Source organism: Brevibacillus sp. NRRL NRS-603 (assembly GCF_003013445.1).
Lineage (GTDB): Bacteria > Bacillota > Bacilli > Brevibacillales > Brevibacillaceae > Brevibacillus > Brevibacillus formosus.
Map to the genome: position 1 here is coordinate 70,133 of NZ_PXZN01000030.1, position 16,150 is coordinate 86,282.

At 48.5% G+C, this 16,150-nt stretch carries 15 protein-coding genes; 6 read left to right on the forward strand and 9 right to left on the reverse strand.

Going from position 1 to position 16,150, the window contains the following annotated elements; all coding sequences use genetic code 11:
• Window positions 1-148: 148 nt before the first annotated feature.
• Complete coding sequence (locus tag C7R94_RS29925) at window positions 149-1,129, forward strand: alpha-helical endospore appendage domain-containing protein (RefSeq protein ID WP_146142815.1); 981 nt, start codon at window positions 149-151, stop codon at window positions 1,127-1,129.
• A gap of 67 nt (window positions 1,130-1,196) precedes the next feature.
• Here the strand turns inward: C7R94_RS29925 and C7R94_RS21715 are convergent, their stop codons facing one another.
• Both C7R94_RS21715 and C7R94_RS21720 read right to left on the reverse strand, forming a co-directional pair.
• On the reverse strand, window positions 1,197-1,538 hold the full coding sequence (locus C7R94_RS21715; protein ID WP_088910022.1) for a zinc ribbon domain-containing protein YjdM: 342 nt from the start codon (window positions 1,536-1,538) through the stop codon (window positions 1,197-1,199).
• Between the two features lie 62 nt (window positions 1,539-1,600).
• On the reverse strand, window positions 1,601-3,445 hold the full coding sequence (locus tag C7R94_RS21720) for a hybrid sensor histidine kinase/response regulator transcription factor (protein WP_106784590.1): 1,845 nt from the start codon (window positions 3,443-3,445) through the stop codon (window positions 1,601-1,603).
• Window positions 3,446-3,602: 157 nt separating this feature from the next.
• On the opposite strand from C7R94_RS21720, the gene C7R94_RS21725 reads away from it, so the two are divergent.
• Window positions 3,603-5,495 carry a serine hydrolase domain-containing protein gene (locus C7R94_RS21725; RefSeq protein ID WP_106784593.1) on the forward strand — a complete coding sequence of 631 codons (1,893 nt, stop codon included), beginning with the start codon at window positions 3,603-3,605 and terminating at the stop codon, window positions 5,493-5,495.
• Window positions 5,496-5,600: 105 nt separating this feature from the next.
• Complete coding sequence (locus C7R94_RS21730) at window positions 5,601-6,149, forward strand: NADPH-dependent FMN reductase (RefSeq protein ID WP_106784595.1); 549 nt, start codon at window positions 5,601-5,603, stop codon at window positions 6,147-6,149.
• Between the two features lie 49 nt (window positions 6,150-6,198).
• Here the strand turns inward: C7R94_RS21730 and C7R94_RS21735 are convergent, their stop codons facing one another.
• From C7R94_RS21735 to C7R94_RS21755, 5 genes are all read right to left on the reverse strand, one after another.
• The gene (locus C7R94_RS21735; RefSeq protein ID WP_106784597.1) at window positions 6,199-7,386 is read right to left on the reverse strand and encodes an ABC transporter permease; all 1,188 of its coding nucleotides are present in this window, start codon (window positions 7,384-7,386) and stop codon (window positions 6,199-6,201) included.
• Window positions 7,383-8,102 carry an ABC transporter ATP-binding protein gene (locus tag C7R94_RS21740; protein ID WP_106784599.1) on the reverse strand — a complete coding sequence of 240 codons (720 nt, stop codon included), beginning with the start codon at window positions 8,100-8,102 and terminating at the stop codon, window positions 7,383-7,385. The genes C7R94_RS21735 and C7R94_RS21740 overlap by 4 nt, the downstream gene beginning before the upstream one ends.
• A 13-nt stretch (window positions 8,103-8,115) precedes the next feature.
• Window positions 8,116-9,378 carry an efflux RND transporter periplasmic adaptor subunit gene (locus tag C7R94_RS21745; protein ID WP_106784601.1) on the reverse strand — a complete coding sequence of 421 codons (1,263 nt, stop codon included), beginning with the start codon at window positions 9,376-9,378 and terminating at the stop codon, window positions 8,116-8,118.
• Between the two features lie 151 nt (window positions 9,379-9,529).
• Window positions 9,530-10,636, reverse strand: a complete 1,107-nt coding sequence (locus tag C7R94_RS21750) for a sensor histidine kinase (RefSeq protein ID WP_106784604.1) — start codon at window positions 10,634-10,636, stop codon at window positions 9,530-9,532.
• Window positions 10,629-11,330, reverse strand: coding sequence for a response regulator transcription factor (locus C7R94_RS21755; RefSeq protein ID WP_106784738.1), 702 nt, complete (start codon window positions 11,328-11,330; stop codon window positions 10,629-10,631). The genes C7R94_RS21750 and C7R94_RS21755 overlap by 8 nt, the downstream gene beginning before the upstream one ends.
• A gap of 196 nt (window positions 11,331-11,526) precedes the next feature.
• Between C7R94_RS21755 and C7R94_RS21760 the strand changes: the two genes are divergently transcribed.
• The 3 genes from C7R94_RS21760 to C7R94_RS21770 are packed head-to-tail and all read left to right on the forward strand — an operon-like array spanning window position 11,527 to window position 13,736.
• Entirely contained in the window at window positions 11,527-12,312 is a 786-nt protein-coding gene (locus C7R94_RS21760; protein WP_106784606.1) for a transporter substrate-binding domain-containing protein, read from the forward strand.
• A 51-nt stretch (window positions 12,313-12,363) separates the two neighbouring features.
• On the forward strand, window positions 12,364-13,017 hold the full coding sequence (locus C7R94_RS21765) for an amino acid ABC transporter permease (RefSeq protein WP_007720310.1): 654 nt from the start codon (window positions 12,364-12,366) through the stop codon (window positions 13,015-13,017).
• Window positions 13,014-13,736, forward strand: a complete 723-nt coding sequence (locus C7R94_RS21770; protein ID WP_106784608.1) for an amino acid ABC transporter ATP-binding protein — start codon at window positions 13,014-13,016, stop codon at window positions 13,734-13,736. Before C7R94_RS21765 ends, C7R94_RS21770 begins: the two co-directional genes overlap by 4 nt.
• 65 nt (window positions 13,737-13,801) lie before the next feature.
• Here the strand turns inward: C7R94_RS21770 and C7R94_RS21775 are convergent, their stop codons facing one another.
• Together C7R94_RS21775 and C7R94_RS21780 are read right to left on the reverse strand one after the other, a co-directional pair.
• On the reverse strand, window positions 13,802-15,496 hold the full coding sequence (locus C7R94_RS21775; RefSeq protein ID WP_106784610.1) for an amylo-alpha-1,6-glucosidase: 1,695 nt from the start codon (window positions 15,494-15,496) through the stop codon (window positions 13,802-13,804).
• Complete coding sequence (locus C7R94_RS21780) at window positions 15,486-16,142, reverse strand: YesL family protein (RefSeq protein ID WP_106784612.1); 657 nt, start codon at window positions 16,140-16,142, stop codon at window positions 15,486-15,488. Before C7R94_RS21780 ends, C7R94_RS21775 begins: the two co-directional genes overlap by 11 nt.
• Window positions 16,143-16,150 lie beyond the last annotated feature (8 nt).

Here is a 16,150-nt window from a genome sequence, read left to right on the forward strand (position 1 = left end):
GATGAGCACGGTGCTTGCCAGTTAACACGAAAGTCAATCTGAAAATCAGATTGGCTTTTTTTTCGTTTCTATACAGCCAGGCACGCGCACAGATAAATCCTCATAGCATAGTAATAAGTTTTTGAATGTAACAGGAAGGATGAATGCCATGTCTCAAGCCAATATTCCCAATATTACTCCCGCCATCACTGTAACGAGAGACGATGCTATCAATCTCCTCCTTACTTCCATCGCCATCGAAGAGCTCAGCCTCGGGCATATTATTCATGCAGAAGCAGAAAAATTGCAATATGCCATTGGTACGCTACCAGGCTTGACTGTTCCTGCTTCGATCAGCGATCTCCTTCTGGTGAATGCAAGCGTTCGCCAAACCTTACAAGACGTTGCGAGAAAAGAAATGCTCTTGCAATCGAAACTGGACAACATCCTGTCTGTTCCATCCAGCAGTACAGGTGGCATAACGGGGGCTACAGGCGCGACTGGCGTTGGTACTACTGGAGCTACGGGCGCGACAGGGGCCACGGGCGTTGGTATAACCGGAGCGACGGGCACGACAGGGGCCACAGGTCCAACGGGGATTACTGGCGCGACTGGTGCCACCGGAGAAACTGGCGCTACCGGGGCCACGGGCGCGACTGGACCTGCTTTCACCACTGAAAACTTCTCAGCCTTCTTATCAGCTGTAACCCTTAGCGCTTCTTCCCAATTAGTTACCTGGTCAACAGCGAGCCCCTACTATGAGAGTCCAAGTTTCAACCCGCTAACTGGCACTTATACAGTACCAGCGACTGGAACTTACGCCATCAAAGCAACTATTAACTACGAAACAAGCGAAGCCATTGCCGATAATTTAGGCCCAGAAATCACCCCTGCATTTGAAGTACAGAGAATTACCCCTACGGCAACAAGTCTCATTATCGGTGACTTCCCTGTTCTCAACGTTAACATTGAGCTCTTACTCACATTAAGAGCCATTCTGGGAGCAGGGACTATCACACTCGCAGGTGACGTTCAACTCAATTCAGGTGATACTATCGGTTTGTTCTATGTTGCCAATGGATTGACCACCACCCTCGAGTTAGGTGGTGGCGGCAAGGGCATTGTCTGGTCCATTCATCGTCTCACCTGACAAGACCTTGCCTTTACGAAAAAAGCTGACTGCAATCTACCATGCAGTCAGCTTTTACATTCCCAGCTTACACCTTTTTCACAAATTCCGATTTCAATTTCATTGGACCAAAACCATCGATTTTGCAGTCGATATCATGGTCTCCCTCAACCAAACGGATATTTTTTACCTTCGTTCCAATTTTCACAACCAATGAAGTCCCTTTAACCTTGAGGTCTTTAATGACGGTTACGGTGTCGCCATCATTCAAGACGTTTCCATTCGCATCCTTGATGACCTTGTTATCTTCACCGTTGTCGCTATCTGCTTGCAACGTCCACTCATGGCTGCATTCCGGGCATACCAAGGAGCTTCCATCTTCGTACGTGTATTCTGAATGACATTTTGGGCAATTTGGCAATTGACTCATCTTTATATAACCTCCATTCGATACTGTCCATTCTACCATAACTAGCCTGAAAAGCTGGCCACCTAACCAGTAAGCCCTTCATCCCGTGCTTTTTTAACGGCCTCTTCGCGATTCTTTACTCCCAGTTTTGCATAAATCACTGTGGTGCAATTGCGCACCGTTCCTTCAGAAAGAAAGATTTTCTCCGCGATTGTTTTCATGCGAAGCCCCTCTACTAACGAGGCAAGTATGCCTCTTTCCCGTTCCGTCAACCCATAAGGACACTCGCGTCCCTGCTTTTGGCGAAGTCCATTCAGCTCTTCTTGCTGCAAGCGCATTTCTTTGAAAAGGACATCCGCAATCTTATGGTTAATCAACGCTTCACCCTGATGAACAACTCGTATCGCCTCTACGAGCTCGACCGAACTAACCGATTTTAACAAGTAGCCATTCGCGCCTCTCCCTAGCGTTTCTGCCGCAAGGGCTGTTTCTTCGAAGGTCGTCAACATAATGACACGCATATCCGACCACCGCTCACGTATCGCTTGTAGTGTCTTCGCCCCGTCCATGACAGGCATTTGAACGTCCAAAAGTACGACGTCGGGCTTTTCTTTTGGAATAATGTCCAGTGCCATCAAGCCGTTCTCTGCGACCCCGACCACCTGCAAATCTTGCTGATTCTGTAAAACGAGTTGCAAGCTTTCCCTCACAAAAGGCTGATCATCGACGATCAGGATACGTATGCCTGCATTTGGTACAGCCTGCATAGCTGGCAGACTACAAATGACCGTCACACCTCCTTCGTCCATACAATGGATCGATAATCGTCCCTGAAGTGCTTCCAGCCTTTCCTTCATCGATTGCAAACCAAATCCGAATTCGATCGTCCCATTTCCTTCCCCATTATCTTCGACCTGCAACCGGATCTGGGCTTCTTCAAAGTAAAGCCCCACTTGAATTTGTGATGCTTTTCCGTGTCGAACAGCATTGGTCAGTGTTTCTTGCAAGCACCGATACAAAGTCAGCTTTATGGAACGGCTCAACGCATACTCAGCGCCGTACATGCGCAGCTTGACGGACACCCCTGTAGCCACTTGAAATTGCTCGATCAATTCAATGAAAGCGGACTCCATCGTCGTAGCTGATTCATAGCCATTCTGAGCCCACTTGCGAAAAATCCCTCTGGACTCGTCCAAACCTTGTCGAGCCATCTGCAAAAGCATGTCCAGCCGACTAACCTCCGCATCTGGTATTTTAGACCGAAGCATCTCCATACCCATAATGAGCGATGTCATCGTGTGCCCGATCGTGTCATGCAGCTCTCTGGACATTTTGTTCCGTTCTTCCAGCAGCGTGATTTTCTCCACCTGTGAAGCGTATTGCTCCAATATGTGGTTCTGGTTTTGAATAACCAGGCTCTGCTTGTGCATACGGCTAAGCAACTGAAAGGCAAAACCAAGCGCATATGCCGCGAAATGGTACACAATGAGATCGCTTACGACTATAGGCTCGAAATCAAACCCAATTGCCTCCCCCACAAGAAACGGGATCGCCAATATCGCCAATGGTCCCGTCCAGCGATAAGATCGTTCCACACTGTGATATCCGATGAGAAAAGCGATGGGGATAAACTGCCATCTTACTCCTTCAAAAAAGAAGTTCAAGGCAATGCACAAGCCCCCACTCAAAATAATTTCAGCGAACAAATATAGGTTGCGAGAGTATCGACGCAAACAGCCGGGGACGACAAGCACCAAGAACGAAACAATCAATGTCATCACGGGCGGATAAGACAATTGATCTTGATAGCGAACAAGGCCGAGAATAATCGTCAATCCCCACATAAAGTGGATGGTGAAGATCATCCAGTCGACCCATAACCATCGTTTAACAAACGCAAGCAATTGGCACACCTCATCTACACCCAAAATTTCTCTCCATTATATTATCAAATGACGAAAAGCTACTATCACGATAAACAATGACATTCCGTTACTTCTCACCGTGACACTTATCGCCCTATACTCATCCCTGTCGCTGGCCTTACAACAATTGACTGACGCAAAACGCGAAAGGTGATGAAACATGACATTATTTGCTCTACGAAAATGGTTTGCCGTTCCGCTCTTATCCTGCCTTATGCTGATACAGCCCCTATCTGTGGTCAATGCTCGCTCGCCGCTTACTGCTCCTTCCATCGAACAAGTAGTTGATCCCGTCATGAAAAATGAAATGAACAACTTGCATATCCCTGGCGCAGCCATTGTCATTACCCAGGGAGATCGCATCCTTTTTAAAAAAGGCTATGGTTTTGCCGACGTCGAACAGCAAATCCCCGTTGATCCTGAGCGTACGGTGTTTCGAATCGGTTCCGTGACCAAGTCGCTTACTGCTACTGCAGCGATGCAGCTCGTGGAAAAAGGCAAGCTTTCCTTACGCGAAGATTTGAATACCGTCCTAAAAGACTACAAAATTACCAATAATCGTTACGGCCCGATCACACTCCACCACCTGCTCACACATACAGCTGGCATAGATGAAAAAATTTATAAAAGAGACAACCGCCAGAGTGTGATACCGGAATTCTCGACCGAGACCGTAAATGAAACGCTTCAGATGCAAGAGACAATTTTCACGCCAGGCAGCAAATTTCAATATAGTAATGCGGGCACCGGATTGTTAGGAAGTGTAATCGAACAAGCTTCCGGTCAATCTTTGCATGACTATATGCGGGAGAATATCTTCCGTCCGCTGGGTATGGATTCCGCCGAGTTGTATCTTCCACAGGACAGGAGCAATCTGGCTAAAAGCTATTATTACGACGGAAACGGCTATCAAACGATTCCGTACTCAGGCATTATTTTCCCAGGGAGTGGTGCCGCTAATATGACACCAGTCGACTTCGCCCCCTATATGATCGCCCATCTTTCTGGCGGCAGCTATAACGGCACATCTCTGCTCAAACCAGAAACTGTCCAGCTCATGCATGCCCAGCAATTCGCGGTCCATAAACGCATGCATGGGATCGGCTACGGCTTTTTTAAAGGAGAGACGAAAAACGGTATTCCTACCCTATGGGCAAACGGTGGGATTGATGGCTTTATCTCGAAAATGGTGCTGATTCCTTCAGAATCAATCGGCATCTTTGTTGCGGTGAACGCTACACATCCGGGCTTGGAGCTGCACAGCAAGGTCGTGAATGCGTTTACTGACAAGCTACTGACAGAGCAAGTCCACAAGCCCCTAACTCCTGTTGATGGCACAATAGACGAAATGAAAAAGCTGGAAGGTCAATATTTGCTTACCTTGACGCCTGAGAATGGCTGGGGCAAAGGGCTTCGACTGCTCAGCAGCTATCCTTACACCGTGAAGGCATTGGATGGGCAGACGATATCCGTGACTGGTATGTTCCAGAATGAAGGACAGCAATCCCTTGAGAAAAAGTTTGTACAGGTGGACGATCATTTCTTTCAAGAGATCGACGGTGAGGAACAGCTATATTTTCACGAGGAACAAGGGAACTTTTATATGACAGGACCGATGAACTTTTCGCTCCCTCGTATCTCCTTCATCGAAAGCCCGTCTGTTCTCCTGGCTCTGTATGTGATTCCCGGAATCGTGTTCATCCTTCTTTCGCTCGTCTGGATCGCTCGTTTCGGACTACGCAAATGGCGCAAACAATCGCACGCTATTTCGAAGATCGTTCCGATTATGGCTCTGCTTCATAGCTTGTTTTTTATCATCCAATTCACCTATGCAAACGCAGAGCTTGTCTATGGCTACCCGGCCTTCTACCAAGTCGTTGTCGCATCCCTGCCGATTGTTTCGTTGGCCGTCGCCGTTTATTTGTTATTTCGAATCGGAACAGCTAAGGAGCGCGATCGCTGGAAGGCAGCGAATGGCGCAGCAGCGGTACTCTCCATCCTGTATACTGGCTATTTATTTTACTGGAACTTTCTATCGTTTCATTACTCATAAGACTCCGAGGCCGCAGCTGAGCATTACAGTTGCGGCATTTTTTTAAGCATAATGTTTGCTCCAAGGAACTACGATTAAACTAAGCCGCTTAAGGAGGAACGAACCATGAGTACTTCTAGCTTAAAAATCGGAATTATTCTGGGCAGCTCTCGCCCAGGCCGAGTCAGTCCCCAAGTAGGTGTGTGGGTCAAAGGAGTTGCCGATCAACGAGGAGATGCAACGTATGAAATCGTTGATATTGCGGACTTTCACTTACCGTTCTTTGGCGATCCGAGTGGTGAGCAACAAGTAGCCGCATGGGCGGCAAAGCTATCCAGCCTGGATGGATTCGTATTCATTACCGCCGAATACAACCACAGCATCACAGGGGTATTAAAAAACGCACTCGACCTCGCCCGCAAGGAATGGTACAACAAAGCGGCTGGTATTGTCAGCTATGGTTCATCAGGCGGGACTCGTGCAGCAGAGCACTTACGTGGAATCCTGGGTGAATTGCAGGTTGCCGACGTCCGTACACAACCTGCCTTCAATCTATTTACGGATTTTGAAAATTACACCGTCTTTAAACCATCCGAATTGCACATCCCGCATGTAAACGACATGTTAAATCAAGTGATCAGTTGGTCAACAGCATTAAAATCGGTTCGGGACTAATAGAAAAATGACTAGCAGCGATATCTGCTAGTCATTTCTTTTTCGTTCCTCACTCATATCTCAACGCATCAATCGGATGGAGCCTCGCCGCCTTATGAGCCGGATAGAGCCCAAAGAAAATACCGATGGCACTGGAAAACCCGAAAGCAATGACGATGCTTTCCCACGAGAGTAGCGGCGGCACTTCGACATACTGCGAGGCAAACATGGCTGTCCCGATGCCGAGCAGCACGCCAATCGTTCCACCAATCAGGCAGACGATCATCGACTCGATCAAAAACTGTAGCATAATATCTCCGTAACGCGCCCCTAACGCTTTGCGAATGCCGATTTCCCGCGTCCGCTCCGTGACGGATACGAGCATGATGTTCATGACGCCTATCCCACCGACAAACAGCGCAATCCCGGCTGCGACGCTAAAAATCGTGGTGAGCGTACCGGAAAAGGAATCCATCTCCCCCAGTGCGTTCTCGATACTATCGATTTGGTAGTAATTTTCGCGATCGTGCCTGCGGTTTAAGTACTTCTCTGTATGCCTCTTGGCTGCTTCCATCGTTTCCTTCGACTTGGCTTTTACGGTTATCGTATGAACCATCTTCAACCCGTCCAAATTGTGCAGATAGGTAATCGGCAAATAGGCACCCTCAGATCGACCATTGTCAATCATCAGCTTGTCTTCCCTTACCACGCCAATAACGACGGCCGATGCTGCATTGTAAGTCAAACGCTTGCCAATCGGGTCTTCACGTCCGAAAAGCCCTGCCGCTAACTTTTCGGTCAAAACAATAACAGGCTTCCCCTCTCTTACTTCCTTCGTAGTAAAATATCTGCCTGCAACTATTTTCAAGTTTGGTTGAACCTTTAACAAATCCTCATTTGTTCCTTGTATACTTACGTCCTTCCCCTTTTTCGGGCCACGAATCGTTCCAAAATAAGAGGCGAACGGCACGGCCTCTTCAATGTAGGGGGATTGTTGGGGAAGTGCATAAGCATCCTCCACTGTCAAATCAGTAAGTTTGCTTCCTTGCCCAGGGTCCCACCCAAAATAAACGCTGAAATTAGTAGCACCCAGCTTCTCCAACTGATCGGTATAGGCCTGTTGACTGCCGTTTCCTAGTGTAATTACAGCAATAACAGACATGATTCCGATGATGATCCCAGACATCGTCAAGATAGCACGTAGCTTATTTGTCCCGATCCCTTCCAGAGCCGTACGGAAGCTTTCAAGTAAATTCACGTGAGGATCACCTCCTCGGACGGAGTAGCAAACAAGCGCTTCTCCACTCGCTCATCCCGGATGATATGGCCATCTCGAAACGTAATGACCCGTTCGGCATGCTGGGCGATATCCGCCTCGTGCGTGACGAGCAGAATCGTTACCCCTTGCGCATGCAGCTCCTGAAAAATCGCCATGATCTCGATGCTGGAACGACTGTCCAGATTCCCTGTCGGCTCGTCAGCAAGTATAATGGCTGGCTGGTTAACCAACGCTCTGGCAATGGCGACCCGCTGTCTTTGACCGCCGGACAGCTGCGTCGGTTTATGCTCCATCCGCTGGCCGAGTCCGACACGCTGCAACGCCGCTTTCGCTCTTTTTTTGCGTTCTGTCATGCCGACGCCCGCATACATCATCGGCACCTCTACGTTTCGCAGCGAAGTAGCACGTGGCAACAGATGAAACGATTGAAAGACAAAGCCGATTTTTTGATTGCGTACCTGCGCCAGCCCACTATCCTTCAACTGCGTAACATCAATTCCATCCAAGACATACGATCCGGAGGTTGGCCGATCCAGACAACCCAGCATGTTCATAAACGTCGATTTTCCGGAACCAGAAGGTCCCACGATCGCCACGAATTCACCCTGAGCGACGTGGATATTGATATTTTGCAAAGCGAACAGCTCCAGCTCATGCGTCTTGTACTGTTTGGTTAACCCCTCAATATGCAGCACGATGTATCCTCCTTTACCCCGCAAACTCTTCCGGGGATGCTTGGAAGACCACTTCATTTTCTTGCAAGGTTTCCGGTGGATTCGCTACCAATTCTTCACTGCCATCCAATCCGTTTTCAATTTGGATAAACAATTCACTTTCAATTCCAGTCGTTACTTTTTTCTTCTTGGCCCTGCCATTTTCCGCTACCCAGACAAAGGAGGATCCATCTTGATCCGTCACAACTGCCTCAATGGGGACTTGCATGACGTTTGTTGCTTTTTGCAGGACAATGTCCACCTCCACATGAAAACCTGGCTTCAAATACTCCCTCGTCTCATTCAGATCGACTGCCACCGGAACTCTCGTATTCTCTCCATCCCGCTCTTTGCTGATTACAGCTATAGGAGATATGCGCGACACCTTGCCTTGCAACTGTTCTCCGCCTAAGGAAATGCCTGAGACCACCGCATCCTGTCCGATTTTGATTTTACGCAAATCAGATTCTTCGACTCCTGCTTCGACCATAACATCATTGGTATCTCCAACCGTGAGAATTTCCTCGCCTTTACTTAGGTACTTCCCTTGTTTTACCTTCATGGAGAGCACCGTCCCGTCAATCGGAGACACGATGCTGCTTTGCACACGTTGCTTTTCATATTTTGCTTTTTCCAAATTCAGCTTTTGAATTTGCGCCTCGTAGGAGCGAATCTCTGCCTTGTCAGGCCCTTTTTGCTTCAAAAGCAAATCTTGCTTCGCGACCCTTACTCTTGATTCCGCAGTCTGTAGCTTTTGCTTCGCCTCCTCTACAGCCTGTTGGGTAGACACTCCTGCGGTAAACAGCGATTGCGTTCGCTGGTAATCTTTTAATGTCGTTTGGTATTCGCGTTCATACTGGGCAAGCTGCTCCTGCATTTTCGTGACTTCCTCAGGCTCCACACCTTTGGAGAGCCTTGCGATATTCGCTTCCTGAATCGTGATTTGCGCCTCGATATCCATGATTTCATTGCTGACATCGGACATGTCGATATTGCCGATCACCTGCCCTTTCGTCACTTTGTCTCCCTCCTTGATGGAGAAATTCCGCAGATCGCCCGCATAGTTGGCGAACAATGTATGTTCATTTCGTACTTTGACCATGCCTGACGTCAAAATGGTACTTTCCAAATCGGCCGTTACCACCGTTGATAACGTGACAGGAATGCCATTCTTCTTTTCTCCCGAAGAAGCTGCATAGCCACCGAACCCGGCCACAAGCACGCCCACACCCAGCCAGATCCACAAACGTTTTTTCATATTCCTGACCTCCCCAAAAGCTTTAAACCCCGATCACTCTTAGCCAATCAAAAAACCCCACTTTTTCTATTACAGGTTCCACCCTGGCTCGTCACCCGATCAGGATAAGAAAAACTGTTAAAAGAAAAAGTGGGGTAATTCTTAAATTTTTTTAAAGTGAGGTAGTCTGTTCGTAAGGTAAGCGTATTTCAAAAACGGTGCGGATCAAATTGCTCTCGGCAGAAATCGTCCCTTCGTGGCGCTCGACGATATTTTTGGCGATAAATAGCCCAAGACCTGTGCTTCCGTTTTGATGGCTTCTGGCCTTGTCTCCCGTGTAAAACACCTCGAAAATATGCGGTAGATCCTCTGGTGGAATCTCGTGACCATAATTGATAATCTGCACAACGACCTCGTCACCCGCAAGAAAACCGTTAATATCAACAAACTGACCATCTTGCCCGTAACGGATGGCATTGGTCATGATATTCTCAAAAACGCGTGCCAAGAGCTCGCCATCTCCGTAAACCGTCAATCGTGATGCCACATTCATTCTGGTTTCCAACTGATTTTTTTCCAGGGAAGGATATAGCTCCTCGTTTAACTGCATGAGTAACTCACTCAGGTCAATCAAGTTCTGTTGAATGGTGAGCATGCCGTAGTTCATTCTCGTAATTTCGAAGAGCTCATCGATCAGCTTTTCCAAACGCTGCGATTTGGTAAAAGCAATATTCGTGTAATGTCGGGCTTGTTCCACCGTTAATTGCTCGTCCCACAAAATGATGTCCAAATACCCTAATACAGAAGTCAGCGGCGTCCGCAGATCATGCGCCAGGTTTAAAACCAACTGATCCTTGCTGCTTTCGGCAAAATCTCCTCTTTGTACGGCTTCCTGCAATTTTTCACCCGCCAGATTGATATCCTTAGCAATATCTCCGAACTCATCGTTCGACGGTATTTGAACATGATGGGTAAAGTCGCCGTTTGCAAGATGATGAATTCCTCTGGAAATCTCCTGAAAGTAGACGGCATACCGTTTGGTTAACAAGAAGAAAAACAAGATAGCCAGGGGAACAAAAAAAATCAAAAAGAAGTAAATGTCCCCTATTTCTCGCATAAAATAGCGAATCGGTGTTAACAAGCTTTCAAACTTTACCTGTGTTCGGTAGTAAAGCTGTAGCGCTTTAAAGATCACATAGGTAACCGCACCGGATAGAAGCAGACTTAGACCCAGTAGCTTGACCATTTGGAACCGAAAGCTTCGTATCATGTTATCCATGGAATGAATACCCGACGCCCCAGACCGTTTTGATCCACTTGTTCTTGGTTTTTTCTTCTCCCAGCTTCTTTCGCAAGGTGCGAATGTGCACCATGACTGTATTGCTGCCTTCATAGTACGCTTCGCCCCATACCTGCTGGAAAATATTGTCCGCACTAAACACCTTCTTTGGATAGCGGGCTAGCAGGTAGAGAATATCAAACTCTTTCGGCGTTAACTCAATCGTTTCTCCGTACAGGCTCACCGCTCGCTGCTCTGGATAAATGACAAGTCCACCTGACTCTAAGACCCTGTTACTCGCTACTTCTACTGCTGGCTGATTCAGCTGCTTAAAGCGCCGCAGCTGGGCATTCACACGGGCAACCAATTCCATTGGATTGAATGGCTTGGTCATATAATCATCTGCGCCCATCACCAATCCCGAGATTTTATCCAGATCAGACGTCTTGGCACTCAAAAAGATAATCGGCATATTGTGCTGTTCGCGAATGAGCCGGGTGACCTCATAGCCATCCAGCCCAGGCATCATAATATCGAGGATCGCCAAATCAATCGAATGGGTCTGCACAGCTTGAAGTGCTTCCTTTCCATCCGCTGCGATAATTGTATGGTAACCTTCTTTTTTCACATGCAAGGCAACGAGCTCAGCAATCTCCGCTTCATCGTCGGCGATCAATATGGTGACATGCTTCATCGTTTTTCCCATCCCTTGTATACATTTCCTACCATTATAGCAGGTATGAAATCACTTTTCTGTTATCGTACGTAGAGCTTGATCATACAATTATGGATAATAATTACTTTCAGTTTGTTTTGACTTTGCAGACTTTTCTATATTACTATATTCATGTCCATATCATATCTATCATAAATATACTTGGGGGTAATTTATGAAAAAACTAATGTTTGCTGTTGTTTCTAGTTTGTTGGCACTCACAGTAAGTGCATGTGGCACTGGCACAGATCAGGCTGCCTCGACTTCTGGGCAATCCGGTGCGAAAAAGTACATTTTTGGTACAGATGCAACATACCCACCCTTTGAATTTGAAAAAGACGGAAAATATGTGGGAATTGACATCGACCTGATTAATGCGATCGCCAAAGAAGAAGGCTTTGAGGTAGAAATTAAGCCGATGGACTTCAAAGGAATCATTCCTGCCGTTCAAGCGAAGCAATTAGACGGTGCCATTGCAGGGATCAGCATCACGGATAAGCGCAAAGAAATTTTAGATTTCTCTGAACCATACTATCAAGCAGGTCTTTCCCTAGTCGTACGTGAGGACAACACAACGATCAATGGAGAGGCAGATTTGGCTGGCAAAACGATTGCGATCAAAAAAGGCACGACTGGCGCGACCTTTGCTGATGAGCTCGGGAAAAAGTACGGAGCCACTGTCAAATATTTCGACGATAGCCCTTCCATGTTCCAAGAGGTTCAAAACGGCAACGCTGATGTGACTATCGAGGACTATCCGGTTATCTCGTATAAAATTGCGGTAGACCCAGCATCCAAGCTAAAAATTGTAGGCGATCGTCTCAATGGCGACCACTACGGCATCGCGGTTTTAAAAGGGAACAAAGAGCTGCAGGACAAACTCAACTCCGGTCTGAAAAAGCTGAAAGAGAACGGGAAATACGACGAAATTATCAACACATACTTGAGCACGAAAAAGTAAAAGGCGCAAGACGCGCCTTTTTTTCACCTTAGAAAGAATGGAGTTGTCCAAATGAGCAGTAGTTGGGATGTCATTGTCGACGCACTTCCGGTCTTGGCCCAAGGCTCTGTGGTCACGTTAAAAATAACGGTTATTTCCCTGTTTTTCGCTCTCTTAATCGGATTGCTTTTTGGCTTAATGAGCACCAGCCGCTCCAAAATACTCCGCGGCATTGCAACCGCTTACGTTGACTTTCTCCGCGGCACACCGCTGTTGGTTCAAATCTTCTTTATTTATTTTGGATTGCCGCCTGTCCTTGATATCAAAATTCCGGAGACAACCGCAGGTATTCTTGCGCTCAGCCTCAATGCCGGAGCGTATTTGGCTGAAATTTTTCGCGGAGGGATTCTCTCCATCGATAAAGGGCAGATGGAAGCTGCTCGTTCCCTGGGACTCACGCACGGAAAAGCCATGCGCTTGGTTATCTTGCCACAGGCTGTTCGCCGCATGATCCCTGCTTTCGTCAACCAATTCATCGTGACGCTAAAAGACACCTCACTCTTAACGGTCATTGGTATCCGAGAACTGATGAACAGTGGTGAGATTATCATTTCTAGCAACTTTCGCTCATTCGAAATCTGGGCTGTAGTAGCGGTCTTCTACTTCCTGATGATTTACATCCTCAGTCTGCTATCCCGTTCCCTTGAGAGGAGGTTCGCGAAATGATTCATGTAGAGAATTTGAAAAAGAGCTTTGGCTTGTTGGAAGTTTTAAAAGACATCTCGACTACCATTGAAGAGCGCGAAGTTGTCTGTGTCATTGGTCCCTCCGGCTCGGGAAAAAGTACGTTTCTGCGCTGTTTGAACCAGTTGGAAGAGGTGACATCTGGCAAAATCACCATTGAGGGCATGGAGGTTACCTCCCCCAAAGTGGACATTAACAAGCTGCGAGAGCGTGTCGGAATGGTGTTTCAGCGATTCAATCTCTTCCCGCATCTCACTGTTTTGGAAAACATCATGCTCGCGCCCAAGCACGTCAAACATTCAGAGCGCCAGCAAAATGAACAAAAGGCGCTGCAACTCCTCAAAAAAGTAGATTTGTCGGACAAGCGAGACGTGTATCCAGATCGGTTGTCAGGCGGTCAACAGCAGCGCGTTGCCATTACCCGTGCGCTCGCGATGGACCCTCATATTATGTTGTTCGATGAACCTACCTCTGCACTCGACCCGGAAATGGTCGGAGAGGTTCTTCAGGTGATGAAGGATTTGGCCAAAGAAGGAATGACGATGGTCGTGGTTACGCATGAGATGGGCTTCGCTCGTGAAGTAGCCGATCGCGTGATTTTCATGGACGGAGGATACATCGTAGAAGAAGGCACTCCTGCCGAGATTTTTGACAATCCCCAGCATGAGAGAACCAAAGCATTTCTCAGTAAAGTGCTGTAGACAAGCAACGGGCATGATGCGATTTTTCATCCATCATGCCCGCTTGTTTTTTCTATGAAACTGCTTTACACATACTCATGCGCCAGCATCAAAAACACGCTGGACGTCCACGTAAAAGCCCGATCCCTCAGTCCATCACCTGTCAGTGCATCGAAGTTTTCCGCCATGCCACTGCGCGCTGCCATTCGGCAAAAACGTCTGGCGATCTCCTGAGAAAACGCTACTTCGCCTGCTCGCCGCAGTCCATCGACCAAGAGCATCGTCACTGGCGCCCAGATCGGGCCTAACCAGTAGCCATCAGCGCGGTAGAAGGAGCTGGTTGGACTCTCCGTAGCCAGTCCATTCTCGGTCAAAAACCGCTCCTGCAAGTCAGCAATTAGCTTGGCTCGGATGTCTTTTGGCAGCTTTTCGCCTAGCACGAGAGGCATATAGCGAATCAAGCTGTCCCCTTGGGTAGGCTGATCACTTCCAGAGTGGGTCGCGTAGAAGTTTTCGCCATTCCAATGCTTCTCCAGCAGTCGTTGCAGTGTCATTTCGGCCTTTTCCTGCCACCTCGCTGCCTCTTCGGGACGGCCCAGCCTCTTCGCCAAATCCGCCAGCACATCCATTTGCAGAATCAAATACGCAGGCAAATCCGGGCTTTCAATCGGCGCCCCATCGAGGAAAATCGTGCTGTTGTCCCAGCCGCAGTCATAGCCGTGATTGTACTGCGGAATCCCGTCCTGATCATCATCGCGGTAACGGAACCACCAATCAGTCCAGCGACAAAGCGGCTCGTACACCTCTTCCAGCATCTCGTTTGTGATCGTATCGTTCCGATCCAGCATCCAGCGCAGCGTCCAGCCGTGAATCGGAGGCTTGCAGCAATTCCACAGCGCATACCGATCATTGATAAAATCGGGGAAAACGCCACTCTCATCCTGCCTGTCGATAAAAATCATGAGCTGATCCCACGCCAGCGGCAAGTTTGCTCGTGTCAGTGCCATCGCATTGAAGCAATGATCCCAGCTCCAGATATTTGTCATCCAGTTTTTGGACATGTACATGGCGGACCGTGGCAGATAGCCTTCAGGTCTCACCACACAAGACCAGGTGATGTACGCCGCGAGTTCTCGTGCCTCATTCAAGCCTTCGCGATGCTCCTCAGATACAGAGAGTGTCCGTTCCAGCCACTCGTCGTACTCGTTTTTTACCTGTGCCCATCCATCTGCAAAGGCAGGGTAGCTGCGTTCCTTCCATATCGTGTGAAACTCCTCTAATACGCCTTCCAGTACACCCGTTTCTTCGTCGGGAAGAAAGGTTGCGCTCACTTGCTGTTCCCGCGATGCCTTCGTAGGGTTGACCACCAGCGCTCCAGCAAGCGGGGTCACTCGCAAGCGAATTTCTGTAGAAAAGTGATTGATTTCCCAGCATCCGGCTCCTGCATGAATCGCATAATCTGCTGCCGTCGATTCGAGCACCAGACGCAAACCAACGCCTTCACCACGTACCTGCACCAACTCCGGCTCGCTCATGCACAGCTTCACTTCGCCTTTATCCCCGTAAAGACGCAGCAAGTTTGGCGTCGCCTCCGTCTCAAATGGAACCGCCACACCATCGGCTACCACCATTTCAATTCGAAAAATCGCGCCATCGTGGTTGTCTCCTCCACGAATATTGCGCAAATACAACCCTTCTGCTCGCTTGGCGTTACCCAGTCGGGAGAGTACGAGATACGACCCGTATCGGCTAAAAGGAACCATTCCTAAATCAAACTGCATATGTCTCACCTCGAGGTTGCTTGGTCGATCGTTTACGATCGCGCTTTTCCAACAGACGGCTCATTCTGGCATTCATCCACCAGACAGGCAGGCTCGCTCCCAACAAGATCGGCAAAACGGGAATCGCCAGCAAGAGAATCAAGAGAAGGAGCAAGCCTCCCATCGTGACGAACGAATGCAACGGAAAGGCCGCGACTAGCCAAAACGACTGCTTGAGCGTCCGCTTCACGTCTGCATCCTCCCGAACGAGAAGGGAAAAAGCGTGGCAAGAGGTAGCCGCATGCAAGAATCCGATCCCCGCAAAAACGGCTGCGATCGAGAGCCCCCACAGGGTCCCCATGCGAAGGAAAAACACCACATCGACCCACAGGATTGCCCCCGTTAGCACCGTCCCTGCGCCAAGCCATTGGCTCCTCCAGAAGTAGTGGCGAAAAGCATGGCAGAAGGCGGACAAAAGCCCACGGTCATTCCACTTGCCGCTAAGTACGTCGTACAGAGCAGCTGTCGCTGGGAAAATCCCAAAGACGATGCCTCCCATGAGCGTGCATACCACCCACATGAGATGCGCTGCCGCCATCCGCAGCAATTGCTCACCAAATTGATGAAATGACCATGCCCAGCCTTCCCACTTCGCCCGGTTCCCCACTGTGGCTC